We start from the raw sequence: 14881 nt of genomic DNA, 5'->3' as shown, positions 1-14881 counted from the left end.
ATGGGAAGTTGGTTGTGTCATTAGAGAGTAGCACCAGTATACACTGAACATTGACAAACTGAGACGACGGGAAAGCATGCAGTGTCTTCAATCAAGCCTTGAATTCTTCTTACTAACGGTCCAACTACGGCCCGTGCAGCTGTAATGTGTAGCGCCGAAATAATGTCCGTCAACAATAGCAAATTTCTCATCAAAAAAACTCACTAATTATCACGATCTGACACCCCTCGGATCCAGCACCATTGCCGACTGCAGTTCAATCGTCGTAAGACACTGTCAATGTCAACGTTTCCCCTAACACAATATATCAAAAGGAATTTCAGCTAGAAGATAGTCTACCAACGAGGCAGATTACGGCAAAAAGCACTGGCATTTTTTAAGAAATATCACGGCAACGGCCCACTCATCTCCGTCGCTGCGCCACCCTGGCATCCCTCATGGCCTCGATCAAATCATCTTCATCCATACCCAACTCAAGGCAGGCGAAGATGATATCGGCGCAGTAGTCATACAGCACGTCAATCACCTCGGCGGCGCGCTCTTTCTGGACTTTCTCCAGCATGGCCAGCATGTCGATTCGCACTCTTTCATCGGTGGGAACGCGGCTCAGCGCTGGGAAGGCCAGCGCCTGCATGCCGACATGGCTTGCGCAACGCTCCACTTTTCTAACATTCATGACTGGAGGGAGCGGGCGGCTTCGTCGAAGCGGCTTTGGCGGGCGCATGTGAGCTACATTGAATTCCATGCGCGGGTCCTGGCCCTCATCTAGCATCTTACGAGCAACTGAGCGGCGGCTCCGAAATCACCAGAACCGCCAGGGTCAGGTCTGCCATTTGGACACAGACTGATGCACTGGCCGCCGTAAAAGCATGCTCAGTCAATACCTAACTAGAACCACGGACGCGCGCAGCAGGCGCGCGGGGCTGCCGCGCAGCGGCAGCAGTTGGACAATTTGGAGAGGGCCGGTAGGCCCACCCCGTGACGCCTTACAGGGTGGGGCCACTATTAACTCCCACTCAAGCGACTCCACGCCTGGCGTCAATACAGCGCTGCTGCCATTGAGCGATCTCTTCCGCGTCCCACGCGATAGACTTGGGTCCGATAGGAATAGGCGCTGGCAACACGCCTGCCTTCACCTTGCGCCAGATTGTGGCGCGGGACCATCCGGTGGCTTCGATTACCGCAGGCAAGCGGAGGAATTTTTTAGTCGTGGTCATAAGATTCTCCTTCGATTGATTAACAGCAAACAATGGAAAGTCATGCCGACTCTCCGCGATCATTCCGGCAGCGCCAGGGCTGCCCCTTCTGCATCTCTTCCATTCCATGCGCTGCGGCCCTGATACAAGTGGGCGGTCATCTCCCCAGGTAGATAGACGTGACCTGTTCACGACCATGCCCCATCTCCATCGAAATCTTTAACCTTGCAGCGTTATCCTCCAATTTTTGTAAAGCATCCAGCTGTCTGGAGATCGCCCCGCCACTGACTGGACTAGCTCGGCCCGTCAACTCCGCATAGCGCCGCTGCGCGTACTCATGGCGCAGCCCATGCACGCCATGGATGCCAGCCTTGTCGCACTGCGCCCGAAAGCGGTTCAACTGGTCCCGATACCGCAACTGCGCCGGGATCAAGCTGCCTTTGCCTGCCAGCGCCTTGGCCGCATCCAGCACGGTGCGCTGCTGCATGGTGGTAATCGGCACCTCCCGATATTTGCCACCCTTGGTCCAGCTATCCTTCAGCCGCAGGATATTCCCGCCATCGGCCCATCCCGGCTTGATCTTGATACTTTCCTCGCGTCGCAAACCAAACGCCGCCTGCAACTGCAGGGATATGCGCGTATAGGGATCGCTAACGCGGGCCAGCGTGTCGGCGTCGAGCACCTTCGCCTTCGAAACATTGGTGACAAGCACCCGCTCCGCGATGCCGTATTCGCCGTTGGTGCGCGCAATGATGTTCTCCTTGCCGATCTTCTCGGCCCACCAGCGCAGGGCGCTCATGCGATTCTTGATCGTTCCGGTACTGATGCCATCCTGCTTCCACTTGTCGAGCAGCGCCGCCACATGCTTCGGCTTCAGACTGTCCACGCTCATATGTTGGAAGCCTCGTTCCGCCAGGTCGTTGGCGCACAGGTTTAATAGGCGCTCGCGGTCGGCCTGCGTCGCAAAGCTTCCATCCCGGTTGCGGTGGCACAGTTGCTTGAGCTGGTAGTTCAAGTCGCGCATGGCAAAGTCATCCTTCCGATCATTGGTTTTCACATCGATGCCGCGTGGTGTAATCCTGTCAGGTAAGTGTTTCTGGCCACCCTCACTGCCTCGGCAGAAAAGGTTGAATCAGGCCTCGGGACACCACTCCCGTGTATGCGGTTGCTGTTACTGCCTGCCCGCGCCGCATGCGCGTGTGGCACCGCTACGCGCTCCCGGAGGGAGCCGCCGCAGCGGGGACCAATCACCCAGGGTCCATGGAGTGCACATCGTGCACGGATCAACTTCTACTAATCAGCCCGTAGCGGGCAAAGGACATCGCAGGGCTTGCCTGCGATGAGGGACGCCTGGCCCCGTCACTGAACAACATCACGCGGTGGAATTCCGCTTGCCGCCTGGGCCTATGCCGTCGGCGGCGCGTCGTCACTGGCAGCACGCCGCCAGTAACGACGCGCGCACGCAGCCATGGCAGGCGACGGCATATACGCCAGCATCGCACTCGCGGTGACGATACTGGCGACTCTGAAGCACATGCGCTGGCGGCAGCCGCGATGGCATCGCATCGCTGGCATTTCTGCTGACGGTGCGGCTTGCGGCAAAGCCATGCTGTGCTTCATAGGGTGCGCTACCTCGCGGGGTATGCGAACCAATCAGGGCAGGAGTCTTGCTCCTGTTTGAGGAAGCGCCCAAAGGGCGTAATCAATCAGGCAATCCGTCTGGCGGATTGCGGCATATGAAGGCGCTGAAGGCAGCGCTTTATCGTGCCGAGTGTGCATGCTTCTGCATGGCTCGGCGATCTGTCTAGCAGAAACTGCTAGGTATCATGGTGGCGGGTAACGACCGCAACGCCTATGCCGCTAAGCATAGGGACATGCTCGAAGCATGCCCTCGTGGGAGCGATTCCCACATAAGAGAGCTTCATTCTATGCCTGATATCGACGTTTGCAAGTGGTTCGTTTCGTCAAGTGCGCTTTTCGTAGTACGCAGAATTGGGACCGGCGCGGACTGGGCTGCTGCTACTGGCATTGACCGGCAGCGTTGCAGCCAGGACAGATTCTCCGATAACTAGTTTATGTAATTTGTCCTTGGGAGAGATCTGCTTGATAAGCGCATCCGTGAGGCGCAGTACATACTTAGACATGGTGCCCTCCTGTTCCGCCATCCCGGCTGGATTCGCCGCTGACCAGCGTTAGCCTGGGCGTCAGCGGCGGCGCTCCCTTGCCACTGACGGCATCGATGTAGTCGGCCCAATCCTGCATCATCCGGCGCCGTTCCGCCAGGAACTGCGCCCGGTCGTAGGCGCTGGCCACCTTATCCTTCGGTGCATGTGCCAGTTGCCGGTCCACGACTTCATGCCGGTAGCCCAGGCGCTCCTTGATGGTGCTCATGGCCAGCGCCCGGAAACCATGGCCGGTCATCTTGCCCTTGTATCCCATGCGCCCAAGCGCCACCAGTATCGTGTTATTGCTGATCGGCTTTTCGTGGTCGCGCTGATTCGGGAACAGATACTTGCTGCGGCCCGTGATCGCATGCAGTTCATGCAACAGCTCCAGCGCCTGGCGCGACAGGCAGACGTGATGGTTGGTCATATCCGGATTGACGGTCAGCTTGCCGCGCTTCATGCGCTGCCATGGAATGATCCACTCGCCGTGCTCCAGGTCAATTTCACACCAGGGCGTCTCGATCAACTCGCTGGTGCGCACAAAGCACAGCAACATCAGACGCAGCGCAATGCGGGTCGGCGCGAACATGCGTGCTTCGTTGCGGTCCAGAATGGCCAGAAACTTCGGCAGTTCGTCGGTTTCAATGGCGGCGAAGTGTCCGGCGCGCACGGTCTTCAACACATCCTTCATATCGGTGACCAGATTGCGCTCTGTGAATCCGCATTGAATCGCGTAGCTGAAAATTGACGCACATACCGCCTTCTGCCGATGGGCGATTTCGCTTGCGCCGCGCTCCTCGATCTTGCGCAGTGCGGCGATTACGTCGAGGTGCTTGAGTTCATCGATGGGCCTGCGGCCAATGGCCGGGAAGATATCTGCCTCCAGCCGTTGCAGGACGTTCTTGGCGGTGCGCTCGCTCCAGGTCGGCACCCTGTTGGCGTGCCACTCGCGGGCGATCTTTTCAAATGTGTTGGCGGCACGCTCTTTCAACAGCCGCTTGGCGTCGTCGCGATGCTTGGCCGGGTCGATCCCTTGCAGCATCAATCGCCGCGCAGCCAAGCGCTTTTCACGCGCATCCTGCAACGTAATTTCCGGATAAGGACCAAACGTCAGCGCGTTCTCCTTGCCGTTGGCCTGGCGAAACTTCCAGCGCCAGATGCGGGACCCGCTCGGCATGACTTCTACGAACAGGCCGCCGCCGTCGGATAGCTTGTATGGTTTATCCTTTGGTTTGGCGTTTTTGACCTGAAGTTCGGACAGCGGTACGATGAGCTTTGCCATGGTGGCCTCCTTCGCAAATGCGTCTGAAACCACTATAGGACAGTTATGCGGGAATGGTAGTCAAGGATGGGGGAATCCGGCCCGGCGCCTTCCCTCAAAAAAGTTAGACGTACTGAAACGTCTTGGCACATTTCGAGACGCTGAAAAACGAAAAAACCGCTTAGAATCAAGGCTCTAAGCGGTTTTTGAGGGACTTCCTGAGACGTCCTGATCTTACTTAATTACTATCCGTGGCGGAGAGAGGGGGATTCGAACCCCCGATAGGCTATGAACCTATACACGCTTTCCAGGCGTGCGACTTCAACCACTCATCCACCTCTCCTGCAGGCAATGCGTCTACTTGCTCGCATTGCGTACTATTTCTCGCTTGTCGCGAAGCCGCAGATTATAGCAAAGATTCTACGGACTGCCAAAGTTATTTACCGTGGGGTAAAACATTCAGGCATCGAAAGTAAACCCGGAAGGGCTAGGGTCGGCCCCTGAGGGGGCCTGCGTCCCAGTGGGGCGCAGGCCGATCCCGAAGGAACTGACCTTGTTACGACGCTTCCTTCAACTGCTCCAGAATCGCCGGGTTTTCCAGCGTCGACACGTCTTGCGTAATCGTCTCGCCCTTGGCCAGCACGCGCAGCAGGCGGCGCATGATTTTGCCGGAGCGGGTTTTTGGCAGGTTGTCGCCGAAACGGATTTCCTTCGGTTTCGCAATCGGGCCGATTTCCTTGCCGACCCAGTTGCGCAGCTCCAGGGCCAGCTTCTTGGCTTCCTCGCCTGTCGGACGCGCCTGCTTGAGCACCACGAAGGCGCAGATCGATTCGCCTGTCGTGTCGTCCGGACGGCCCACCACGGCAGCCTCGGCCACCAGCGGGTTGGCCACCAGGGCCGATTCGATTTCCATCGTGCCCATGCGGTGGCCCGACACGTTCAAGACGTCATCGATGCGGCCGGTGATGGTGAAGTAGCCGGTGTCCTTGTTGCGGATGGCGCCGTCGCCTGCCAGGTACATCTTGCCGCCCAGCTCTTCCGGGAAATAGCTGGACTTGAAACGCTCGGGGTTGTTCCAGATCGTGCGGATCATCGATGGCCATGGGCGTTTTACGACCAAAATGCCGCCCTGGCCGTTCGGCACGTCCTGGCCTGCTTCGTCGACGATGGCGGCCATGATGCCTGGCAATGGCAGGGTGCAGGAACCGGGCACCATCGGCGTGGCGCCCGGCAGCGGGGTGATCATGTGGCCACCCGTTTCCGTTTGCCAGAAGGTATCGACGATCGGGCATTTCTCGCCGCCGATATGCTTGTAGTACCACATCCACGCTTCCGGATTGATCGGCTCGCCGACCGTGCCCAGCAGGCGCAGGCTCGTCAGGTCGTAGTTGCTTGGATGGACTTTCGGGTCCACGTCGGCCGCCTTGATCAGCGAACGGATGGCCGTTGGCGCCGTGTAGAAGATGCTGACGTTGTGCTTCTTGATGGTTTCCCAGAAACGGCCCGCGTTCGGGTAGGTCGGGATGCCTTCGAACACCACTTGCGTGGCGCCCACGGCCATCGGCCCGTACGCGATGTAGCTGTGGCCCGTCACCCAGCCGATGTCGGCCGTGCACCAGAACACGTCGTTGGGCTTGATGTCGAAACTCCATTTCATCGTCAGCGCGGCCCACAGCAGGTAGCCGCCGCTCGAGTGCTGCACGCCCTTCGGCGTGCCCGTCGAGCCGGAGGTGTACAGGATAAACAGTGGATGCTCGGCATCGACCCATTCCGGTTCGCATTGTGCCGACTGACCTTCGACCAGGTCGTGCAGCCACGTGTCGCGGCCAGCCACCATCGGCAAGTCGCTGCCCGTGCGTTGATACACGATGACGTTTTTCACGGAGTCGCAGCCGCCCAGCGCCAGCGCTTCGTCGACGATGGATTTCAATGGCAGCTTTTTGCCGCCGCGCAATTGCTCGTCGCCCGTGATGACGGCCACTGCGCCCGCGTCGATGATGCGTTCCTGCAAGGACTTGGCCGAGAAGCCGCCGAACACGACGGAATGGGTGGCGCCGATGCGCGCGCAGGCTTGCATGGCGGCCACGCCTTCGACGGACATCGACATATAGATGATGACGCGGTCGCCCTTGGCGATGCCTTTGGATTTCAGGCCGTTGGCGAACTTGCAGACTTTTTCGTGCAGTTCTTTATAGGTTGCCTTGGTAACGGTGCCGTCGTCCGCTTCAAAGATGATGGCCGTCTTGTCGCCCAGGCCATTTTCGATGTTGCGGTCCAGACAGTTGTACGACACGTTCAGCTGGCCGTCTTCGAACCATTTGTAGAACGGGGCGTTGTCTTCGTTCAGGGTGCGGGTGAACGGCTTTTTCCAGCTCAGGTTCTCGCGCGCCAGCTTGGCCCAGAAGCCTTCGTAATCGCGTTCGGCATCGGCCACCATGGCGCGGTAGGCGTCCATGCCGGAAATCGTTGCCTGTGCGGCAAACGCTGCCGACGGTTCAAATACGCGCGACTCTTCCGGTCCCTGCTGCTCGGTGCCCTGCCCTTGGTTCTCTATAGCGGCCATGCTAGTCTCCAGTGTAGTAATTGTTTATTAACACAATATTCCTGCTGTCTTACGGACGCCTTACAGTCGGCGTTTTCCCCGATCCATTCTAACCATAATCGCCACCGGCGACGGGCGTCAAGCGCGCGCCGCCCAGCATTCTGGATGGAAAAACTGATAACAAGTCAATTAGTTGGCGTCGCTTTGTGTTTCATCAAGCCCAAGAATCCAAATCGAGGGCATGCGCAGTGATCAGCAGCAAGTGTAAAATGTCGGGCATACCAAAAATTGGTATTTACCCCCAGGAAACTCCAGATGATCGACCACTTACAAAAGCCCAAACATAGCAAACTGCATCCCCTGTCCGCCTTCATCTTCATGTCGCGCTGGCTGCAGCTGCCGCTGTACCTGGGTTTGATCCTTGCCCAATGCGTGTACGTATTTCATTTCTGGGTGGAACTGTCGGACCTGATCGGCGCCGTATTCGGCAATGATGCGGCCCTGCAGCACGTCTTGACGGCCGTGGCCGTACCGGGCGGCGCCCTGCCGACCAAGCTCAATGAAGCGACCATCATGCTGGTGGTCTTGGGCCTGATCGACGTGGTCATGATCTCGAATCTGTTGATCATGGTCATCATCGGCGGCTACGAAACGTTCGTGTCGCGCATGCACCTCGACGACCATCCGGACCAGCCGGAATGGCTGTCGCATGTGAATGCGTCCGTGCTGAAGACGAAGCTGGCGATGGCCATCATCGGCATCTCGTCCATCCACCTGCTGAAGACGTTTATCAATGCCAACTCGTACAAGATCGAAGTGATCATCGCGCAAACGGTGATCCATATGGTCTTCATCCTGTCGGCGATGGCGATTGCGTACACGGACCGCATCATGACGGTGACGCAGAACCAAGCCAGGGCGCCCCACTAAGTTCTGGCGCTCCTATACTGATTAGCAAACAGCATCAAAGTCTTACCCTTCTTATCCACCGCGAGAACACCATGACTGTCATAAAGCAAGAAGACCTGATCGAATCCGTCGCCGCAGCGTTGCAGTACATTAGCTACTACCACCCTGCTGATTACATCGAGCACCTGGCGCGCGCCTATGCGGCCGAGCAAAGCCCGGCGGCAAAAGATGCGATCGCGCAAATCCTGACCAACTCGCGCATGTGCGCGGAAGGCAAGCGTCCTATCTGCCAGGACACGGGTATCGTCAACGTCTTCCTGAAAATCGGCATGGGCGTGCGCTTCGAAGGTTTCAGCGGCACCGTCACCGACGCCGTCAACGAAGGCGTGCGCCGCGCGTACAACTTCGACGACAACAAGCTGCGCGCCTCCATCGTCGCCGACCCGCATTTCGACCGCAAGAACACCAAGGACAACACGCCAGCCGTCGTGCACATGGAATTGGTCGAAGGCAATACCGTCGACGTGAAAGTCGCTGCCAAGGGCGGCGGCTCGGAAAACAAATCGAAGATGATCATGATGAACCCGTCCGATTCGCTGGTGGACTGGGTCATGAAGACCGTGCCGACCATGGGCGCCGGCTGGTGCCCGCCCGGCATGCTGGGCATCGGCATCGGCGGCACGGCCGAAAAAGCCATGCTGATGGCAAAAGAAGTGTTGATGGAAGACATCGACATGTTTGAGCTGAAGCAACGCGGCCCGCAGAACAAGCTGGAAGAACTGCGCATCGAGCTGTGCGACAAGATCAACTCGCTGGGCATCGGCGCGCAAGGCCTGGGCGGCCTGACGACCGTGCTCGACGTGAAAATCATGATGCACCCGACGCACGCCGCGTCGAAGCCGGTCGCCATGATCCCGAACTGCGCCGCCACGCGCCACGGCCACTTCGTGCTGGACGGCTCCGGCCCTGCCTACATGACGCCGCCATCGCTGTCATCGTGGCCGGAAGTGCACTGGACGCCGGACACGGAAAAATCCAAGCGCGTCGACCTGAACACCCTGACGAAAGAAGAAGTCGCTTCGTGGACGCCGGGCCAGACCTTGCTGTTGAACGGCAAGATGCTGACGGGCCGCGACGCCGCGCACAAGCGCATCCAGGACATGCTGGCCAAGGGCGAAGAATTGCCGGTCGATTTTAAAAACCGCGTGATCTACTACGTCGGCCCGGTCGATCCGGTGCGCGACGAAGCCGTCGGCCCGGCTGGTCCGACGACGGCCACGCGCATGGACAAGTTCACCGACATGATGCTTGAAAAGACGGGCCTGATCGCCATGATCGGCAAGGCCGAGCGCGGCCCGGTCGCCATCGAATCGATCCAGAAGCATCAGTCGGCCTATTTGATGGCCGTAGGCGGCGCCGCCTATCTGGTGTCGAAAGCCATCAAGCACGCCAAGGTGCTGGGCTTTGCCGACATGGGCATGGAAGCGATCTACGAATTCGACGTCGTCGACATGCCGGTGACGGTGGCCGTCGATGCGAAGGGCACGTCGGTGCACAACACGGGCCCGAAAGAGTGGCAGGCGAAGATCGAGCAACTCAATAGCGTCAGCAAGATTCCCGTGACGGTTGCTTAAACAAGCTCTACCATAGACGCCGCGCGGCAACACAGCGCGGCGTTTTTTTATTTTCATCGGCTTCGGCTTTATATGACTTTTACCTTAAGTAATAGCGCAAATCTGGGGTCAGACCCGACGGGTCTGACCCCGGCAGTCAAGCTGCCTGTCGGCATCTTTGACTCCGGCGTGGGCGGCCTGTCGGTGCTGCGCCATATCCGCGCGCAGCTGCCGCAGGAAGATTTGATTTACTTTGCCGATTCCGCCTACGCGCCATATGGCGACAAGACGGAACAGCAAGTGATCGACCGTTCGCTGGCGATCACCGCCTTCTTGTTGCAGCAAGGCGCGAAAGCATTGGTGGTGGCGTGCAACACGGCCACCATCGCCGCCATCAAGGCGCTGCGCGCACGCTATCCCGACCTGCCCATCGTCGGCGTCGAGCCGGGCCTGAAGCCGGCGGCCAGCATCAGCCGCAACGGCAAGATCGCCGTGCTGGCAACGGAACGTGCCTTGCGCGGCGACAAGCTGCTGGCCCTGCGCGAGCAGGTGAGCGCAGCCACGGGCGCCACGTTCATCTTGCAGCCCTGCATCGGCCTGGCCGACCGCATCGAGCAGTGCGAGCTGGGCAACGACCCGCTCGACGCCACCAGCGCCATGCTGGAACGCTACATCGCGCCCATGCTGGAACAAGGCGTCGACACCCTCGTGCTCGGCTGTACGCACTACCCCTTCGTGCAGGACGCCATCGCACGCACGGTGCGCGCGCATACGCAGGAAACGATCACCCTGGTCGACACGGGCGACGCCGTGGCGCGCCAGCTCGCCCGCTTGCTCGACGCGGCAAGCTTACGCCGCATCAACAACGATGCGCCCCAGCTGCAAGGCTACACGACGGCCAAGGTCGAATCCCTGGCGCAAGCCTTCGCCGGCTTGCTGGACTTGCACCCGCCTGTCGAACACCTGTCCGTATGAGGGAAAACAGGCGTTTTCATGCAATCTTTCGATTCTTTAAAAAAGACTGCATTTAGATTTGCCACTTTGCCGAGTTCTTTGTATAATTCGGCACCTGTTCAGCAAAACAGCTAAACAGGCAAGTAAGACAGTGGTGGCTGTAGCTCAGTTGGTAGAGTCCAGGATTGTGATTCCTGTTGTCGTGGGTTCGAGCCCCATCAGCCACCCCAGAGAATAAAGAAGAGCCCGGTTTTCGAACCGGGCTTTTTCTATTTCAGAGCAGGTTTTTATGGCGTAAATCAAACACCATGACTATCTGCACAGGATGGCGATGTTGCGCTCACCGACATGCTCACCTTGCCGATAAGTAAAAGTACAGCTGTCGATACTGTCGTCGAGCCGCATCGCCAAAGTCAGCTGACCCGTGCCGCCGTAACGACAGGCCAGCCATTTCCCCTCCGGAAACTTGCCATCGAGCCGATAAGTATCTACCCAACCTTTTTTCAAGCGCTTTTGCCGGAAGTCCGACAGCTCGCCCAACTGCTCCGGTGGCCCGTTCATCGGCGCCGCCGCATGCAGGTAAAGTGGCGAACCGACATAGCTGGTCCAGCCTTGCGGTACATCGGCAAGCTGCAGCGAGCCCTGGGAAATCGACACTGGGCAGGCAACGGGCGCGGCGCTGGCTGTCGATTGCAGGCACGATATGGCCAGCAGTGCCATTGCAGGCCAGCAGATCCGTGCTGCCATTGTCGTTTTTGAGTATGCCATGACCAACCTCATTCAATCACGGAAAATGCATCGGCGTTATCGCTGGCGTGGATGTAATTACCGCGCTTGTCCTTGCCTTGCGAGCGTATCAGCCGCACCGAAATTTCGGTCTTGCCGTCGGCTTTCCATTGGTCTGCAATATAGATCCCGCCTATCGCCTGGCCGATGAACAAGGCGGCATGATTGCCATGTGGTCGGTTCGGGTAACGCCCCCTGACAAATGTGGCGATCGCGGTTCCCGGTTTGATGATGGCGTTCCCCAACACCGCTTCGCCCTCGCGCCAGTTTGCCGTGACTGGCGCGCGAGCATAGTACTGCACCAAAGCGACGCAGTGGCGACTACCGACAACGGGCCTGCCTTTCAACTCGGCGACATTGGAATAAATATAGGGCATGAATCATCTCCTTGAGATAGATGTCATGCCACTCTATGCCGGATCAGGGACGGCGCTTTTAAGCAAGCACAACTGTTTTCCCAATCCCAGGCGCATTCTTGCAAAAAAGCCGGCATGCAGCCGGCCCTCTTCGTCTTTTACTGCAGGATACCTATCCCGCCAGCACCGACTGCACCGTCGTCGCCAGGTCGTCCAGGCGCACCGGCTTGACGAGGAAGTGGCGGAAGCCCACGGCCAGCGCGTCGTCCATGTACATGGGCAGGCTGTGGCCCGTGACGGCGATCAGCACGGCGTTGGCCGTCTCGGGATTGTGGTGCAGGCGGCGGCCGATTTCGATGCCGCTGATGCCGGGCATTTCGATGTCGAGGTAGACGGCGTCGGGCACGCACAGCTTGACTTGCTCGACGGCCATCTGCCAGTTGCGCACCACCACCGCATGGTGGCCCAGCGCTTCGAGCAGCATGGCCAGCGATTCGCCCACTTCTTGGTTGTCGTCGACCACCAGCAGATTCAATTTGCGCGCAGCACTTGCCGGCTGGTCGCCCTGGCGGCGTTCCACGGAGGAATCGCCTGGTGTCGTTTCAGTTGTCTGGCTCATTGTACGTTCACGTCTGACGGCTGCAAAAGCGGCAGTATACAAGAAGCACGCAAAATGCCGCCGCACCCCAGCAATGGTGCCAAGCGGCAATCCAAACTCCTTCCTGTACCGCGCCAGCAACACTTCCCGCCTTTCTCCAGGCAAAGCCCATCCTACGCAGTTTGCGCAATTGACGGATAAAATGAGAATCATTATCATTCTTATCCCCTTGCGCCGGATGTCCACGCCACGATGTTGTCGCGCCGCCCGATTGCCCGCGCAAACATTGTCATTACGGAGATCCATGCATGGCTGCCACACCTGTCACACTGCCCTTTTCGCTGCGCCCGTGCGCGCTGGCCATCGCCCTCGCCTGCCTGGGTGCCCCGCTTGCCGCGCAGGCGCAGGACGCCAATAGCGCTGAGAATGCCGGTTCCATCCTGGAATCGATTCAGGTCAGCAGCAACTTGCTGGGTACCAGCATGGCCGCCAGCACGAAGAATTTCGCGGGCGCCCGCACCGTGGTGCAGAAGGATGACATCGAGAACTCGGGTGCAACCAGCCTCAGCGACGTGATGCGCCGCATTCCCGGCGTGCAGATCAGCGACAATTCGGGCAGCGCGGGCAGCGCCATTTCGCTCAACATCGGCGTGCGCGGCCTGGCCGGACGCTATTCGCCGCGCAGCACGGTGTTACTTGACGGCATTCCGATGTCGGTCGCGCCGTATGGCCAGCCGCAACTGTCGTTCGCGCCCGTCAGCCTGGCCAATGTCGAGACGGTCGACGTGGTGCGCGGCGGCGGCGCCGTGCGCTTCGGCCCGCAAAACGTGGGCGGCATCATCAACTTCAAGACGCGCCGCGTGCCCACCGCGCCAGGCATCACGGGCGACGCCACCGTGCGCTACAACTCTTACAGCGAAGTGGGCCACAACACGCAGGCCAGCGTGTTTGCCGGCACCCAGCTCGACAGCGGCCTGGGCCTGGCCGTGCTGTATTCCGGCATCCGCGGCAGCGACTGGCGCGTGGGCAGCGATGAAAAAGTCAACGACTTCGCCCTGAAGTTCCGCTACGACCTGAGCCCCACGGCCGAGGTGTACGGCAAGCTGTCCTACTACGACGTAACGTCGCGCACGCCGGGCGGCCTGACCGCGGCACAATACAAGCAGGACCCGTTCCAGAACACGCGCCCCACCGACTTCTGGAGCGGCGAGCGCAAGGCCTTCGACATCGGCTACCTGAATGCCATGTCGAACACGCAGGAATTCGAAGTGCGCACCTACTACAACAAAAGCTCGCGCGAAAGCACCTTGATCAGCGGAAAAAACCTGGGCCACCAGCCGCGCAACTATGAAACGACGGCCATCGAGCCGCGCTACACGCAGCGCTTTATTACCGGCAAGGTCACACAGGACGTCACCGTCGGCTACCGCTACCTGGCCGAGCGCGCCGACGAGGCCATCTACAATGTGATTATCGCCAGCGGCGTGCAACAAAAGCCGACGCGCTTTGCCGACAATGCCACCGATGCGCAGGCCGTGTATATCGATGACAAGATCGCCATCGACGCCTGGCGCATCACACCGGGCGTACGCTACGAACACATCAAGACGGAACGCTTCAACCATTTGCCGGTCGACCAGAAGATCGAACTGCTCAACAACAAGGCCCTGCCCTCGCTGAACGTCGCCTACTTGCTCAATAACAACGTGACCCTGTTCGGCAACTACAACAGCTCGTTTGGCGCCGTGCAAAATACGCAGCTCAATGCGCAGTCGAGCAAGAATCCGTTGCAGCCGGAACTGGCGAAAACAGCCGAGCTGGGCGCGCGCTGGAAGAGCAGCCAGCTGTCGGCCGAAGCGACCTTGTTCAACATCAAGTTCGACAACCAGATCCAGTCCGTGGGCAGCGGCGAAAACGTCGTCTTCTACAACGTGGGCGCCACGCACCACCGCGGCCTGGAAACGGCCGTCGACTACCGCTTCGACAAGTCCGGCCCGCTGGCCGGCTTGAACGCCTATGCCACCTACACCTACACCAAGGCGACCTTGCAGGATGGTGCGAACGCGGGCAACGACGTGCCCTTCTATTCGCGCACCACGGATACCGTCGGCGTCCACTATCAGCTGGGCGCCTGGGGTGTTGATTTGTCGAGCAGCCACCAGAGCCGCCAGTTCGCCGACGAAGCGAATACCGTGACGGAAAACCCGGCCGGCAACCTGGGTGTGATTCCCGGCTTCCGCACCTGGAATACGCAAGTGAAATGGACAGTGCCGGGACAGAAGGGCCTGGAACTGGTCGCCGGCGTCAACAACCTCGCCGACAAGCGCTACTTCACGCGCACCTCGGACGGCAACCTGGGCAAGCTGGTGGGCGCGCCGCGCATGGTCTACCTGCAGGGCCGCCTGGCGTTCTGATGCCTGCGCGAAGGCGCCTATCGAATCGATATGCCGCTGCGCACGGCAGTTACCTGAAAAAACCTGCATCGTTGTTGTTACGATGCA

The 14881-nt window shown here is 59.3% G+C and carries 13 protein-coding genes and 2 tRNA genes; 5 read left to right on the top strand and 10 right to left on the bottom strand.

Annotated elements, in window-relative coordinates:
* Positions 1–403: 403 nt before the first annotated feature.
* The 7 genes from D9M09_RS03670 to acs form a co-directional block, all read right to left on the bottom strand.
* Entirely contained in the window at positions 404–745 is a 342-nt protein-coding gene (locus D9M09_RS03670; RefSeq protein ID WP_162995556.1) for a hypothetical protein, read from the bottom strand.
* 271 nt (positions 746–1016) lie between these two features.
* Complete coding sequence (locus D9M09_RS03665) at positions 1017–1217, bottom strand: helix-turn-helix transcriptional regulator (RefSeq protein ID WP_034760447.1); 201 nt, start codon at positions 1215–1217, stop codon at positions 1017–1019.
* Between the two features lie 136 nt (positions 1218–1353).
* Positions 1354–2220: a phage integrase N-terminal domain-containing protein gene (locus D9M09_RS03660; protein WP_121668595.1), complete on the bottom strand. Its 867-nt coding sequence runs from the start codon at positions 2218–2220 to the stop codon at positions 1354–1356.
* 940 nt (positions 2221–3160) lie between these two features.
* Positions 3161–3340, bottom strand: a complete 180-nt coding sequence (locus D9M09_RS28750; protein WP_162995555.1) for a hypothetical protein — start codon at positions 3338–3340, stop codon at positions 3161–3163.
* Positions 3333–4643: a tyrosine-type recombinase/integrase gene (locus tag D9M09_RS03655; protein ID WP_121668594.1), complete on the bottom strand. Its 1311-nt coding sequence runs from the start codon at positions 4641–4643 to the stop codon at positions 3333–3335. The genes D9M09_RS28750 and D9M09_RS03655 overlap by 8 nt, the downstream gene beginning before the upstream one ends.
* Positions 4644–4874: 231 nt before the next feature.
* Positions 4875–4965 (bottom strand) — tRNA-Ser (locus D9M09_RS03650).
* 213 nt (positions 4966–5178) lie between these two features.
* Complete coding sequence (gene acs, locus D9M09_RS03645) at positions 5179–7185, bottom strand: acetate--CoA ligase (protein WP_121668593.1); 2007 nt, start codon at positions 7183–7185, stop codon at positions 5179–5181.
* 294 nt (positions 7186–7479) lie between these two features.
* Between acs and D9M09_RS03640 the strand changes: the two genes are divergently transcribed.
* The 4 genes from D9M09_RS03640 to D9M09_RS03625 all read left to right on the top strand — a co-directional run bounded on the left by D9M09_RS03640 (position 7480) and on the right by D9M09_RS03625 (position 10870).
* Positions 7480–8094 carry a YqhA family protein gene (locus D9M09_RS03640; protein ID WP_070291168.1) on the top strand — a complete coding sequence of 205 codons (615 nt, stop codon included), beginning with the start codon at positions 7480–7482 and terminating at the stop codon, positions 8092–8094.
* 71 nt (positions 8095–8165) lie between these two features.
* Positions 8166–9707: a fumarate hydratase gene (locus tag D9M09_RS03635; RefSeq protein WP_086144995.1), complete on the top strand. Its 1542-nt coding sequence runs from the start codon at positions 8166–8168 to the stop codon at positions 9705–9707.
* Positions 9708–9779: 72 nt separating this feature from the next.
* Positions 9780–10661 (top strand): glutamate racemase, encoded by an 882-nt coding sequence (gene murI, locus D9M09_RS03630; RefSeq protein ID WP_240453543.1) that lies wholly within the window; start codon positions 9780–9782, stop codon positions 10659–10661.
* 133 nt (positions 10662–10794) lie between these two features.
* A tRNA-His gene (locus D9M09_RS03625) sits at positions 10795–10870 on the top strand.
* An 82-nt stretch (positions 10871–10952) separates the two neighbouring features.
* Here the strand turns inward: D9M09_RS03625 and D9M09_RS03620 are convergent.
* From D9M09_RS03620 to D9M09_RS28745, 3 genes are all read right to left on the bottom strand, one after another.
* A complete protein-coding gene (locus D9M09_RS03620) occupies positions 10953–11408 on the bottom strand; it encodes an STY0301 family protein (RefSeq protein ID WP_139143720.1) in 456 nt (151 codons plus the stop codon).
* 8 nt (positions 11409–11416) lie between these two features.
* A complete protein-coding gene (locus D9M09_RS03615) occupies positions 11417–11803 on the bottom strand; it encodes a BPSL0067 family protein (RefSeq protein WP_070291164.1) in 387 nt (128 codons plus the stop codon).
* A 151-nt stretch (positions 11804–11954) separates the two neighbouring features.
* On the bottom strand, positions 11955–12401 hold the full coding sequence (locus D9M09_RS28745; protein ID WP_162995554.1) for a response regulator: 447 nt from the start codon (positions 12399–12401) through the stop codon (positions 11955–11957).
* 287 nt (positions 12402–12688) lie between these two features.
* Here D9M09_RS28745 and D9M09_RS03605 point away from each other — a divergent pair, with 287 nt between their 5' ends.
* A complete protein-coding gene (locus D9M09_RS03605) occupies positions 12689–14794 on the top strand; it encodes a TonB-dependent receptor family protein (RefSeq protein ID WP_121668592.1) in 2106 nt (701 codons plus the stop codon).
* The last annotated feature ends 87 nt before the right edge of the window (positions 14795–14881 follow it).

The organism is Janthinobacterium agaricidamnosum (assembly GCF_003667705.1).
Taxonomy (GTDB): Bacteria; Pseudomonadota; Gammaproteobacteria; order Burkholderiales; family Burkholderiaceae_D; genus Janthinobacterium.
This window is presented reverse-complemented; position numbering and strand designations above follow the sequence as displayed.

What these genes read in the sequence shown, in the direction of transcription:
- D9M09_RS03670 (WP_162995556.1), bottom strand. Translation starts at nt 745, where the DNA reads ATGGAATTCAATGTAGCTCACATGCGCCCGCCAAAGCCGCTTCGACGA.
- D9M09_RS03665 (WP_034760447.1), bottom strand. Translation starts at nt 1,217, where the DNA reads ATGACCACGACTAAAAAATTCCTCCGCTTGCCTGCGGTAATCGAAGCC.
- D9M09_RS03620 (WP_139143720.1), bottom strand. Translation starts at nt 11,408, where the DNA reads ATGGCATACTCAAAAACGACAATGGCAGCACGGATCTGCTGGCCTGCA.
- D9M09_RS28745 (WP_162995554.1), bottom strand. Translation starts at nt 12,401, where the DNA reads ATGAGCCAGACAACTGAAACGACACCAGGCGATTCCTCCGTGGAACGC.
- D9M09_RS03655 (WP_121668594.1), bottom strand. Translation starts at nt 4,643, where the DNA reads ATGGCAAAGCTCATCGTACCGCTGTCCGAACTTCAGGTCAAAAACGCC.
- acs (WP_121668593.1), bottom strand. Translation starts at nt 7,185, where the DNA reads ATGGCCGCTATAGAGAACCAAGGGCAGGGCACCGAGCAGCAGGGACCG.
- D9M09_RS03635 (WP_086144995.1), top strand. Translation starts at nt 8,166, where the DNA reads ATGACTGTCATAAAGCAAGAAGACCTGATCGAATCCGTCGCCGCAGCG.
- murI (WP_240453543.1), top strand. Translation starts at nt 9,780, where the DNA reads ATGACTTTTACCTTAAGTAATAGCGCAAATCTGGGGTCAGACCCGACG.
- D9M09_RS28750 (WP_162995555.1), bottom strand. Translation starts at nt 3,340, where the DNA reads ATGTCTAAGTATGTACTGCGCCTCACGGATGCGCTTATCAAGCAGATC.
- D9M09_RS03660 (WP_121668595.1), bottom strand. Translation starts at nt 2,220, where the DNA reads ATGCGCGACTTGAACTACCAGCTCAAGCAACTGTGCCACCGCAACCGG.
- D9M09_RS03640 (WP_070291168.1), top strand. Translation starts at nt 7,480, where the DNA reads ATGATCGACCACTTACAAAAGCCCAAACATAGCAAACTGCATCCCCTG.
- D9M09_RS03605 (WP_121668592.1), top strand. Translation starts at nt 12,689, where the DNA reads ATGGCTGCCACACCTGTCACACTGCCCTTTTCGCTGCGCCCGTGCGCG.
- D9M09_RS03615 (WP_070291164.1), bottom strand. Translation starts at nt 11,803, where the DNA reads ATGCCCTATATTTATTCCAATGTCGCCGAGTTGAAAGGCAGGCCCGTT.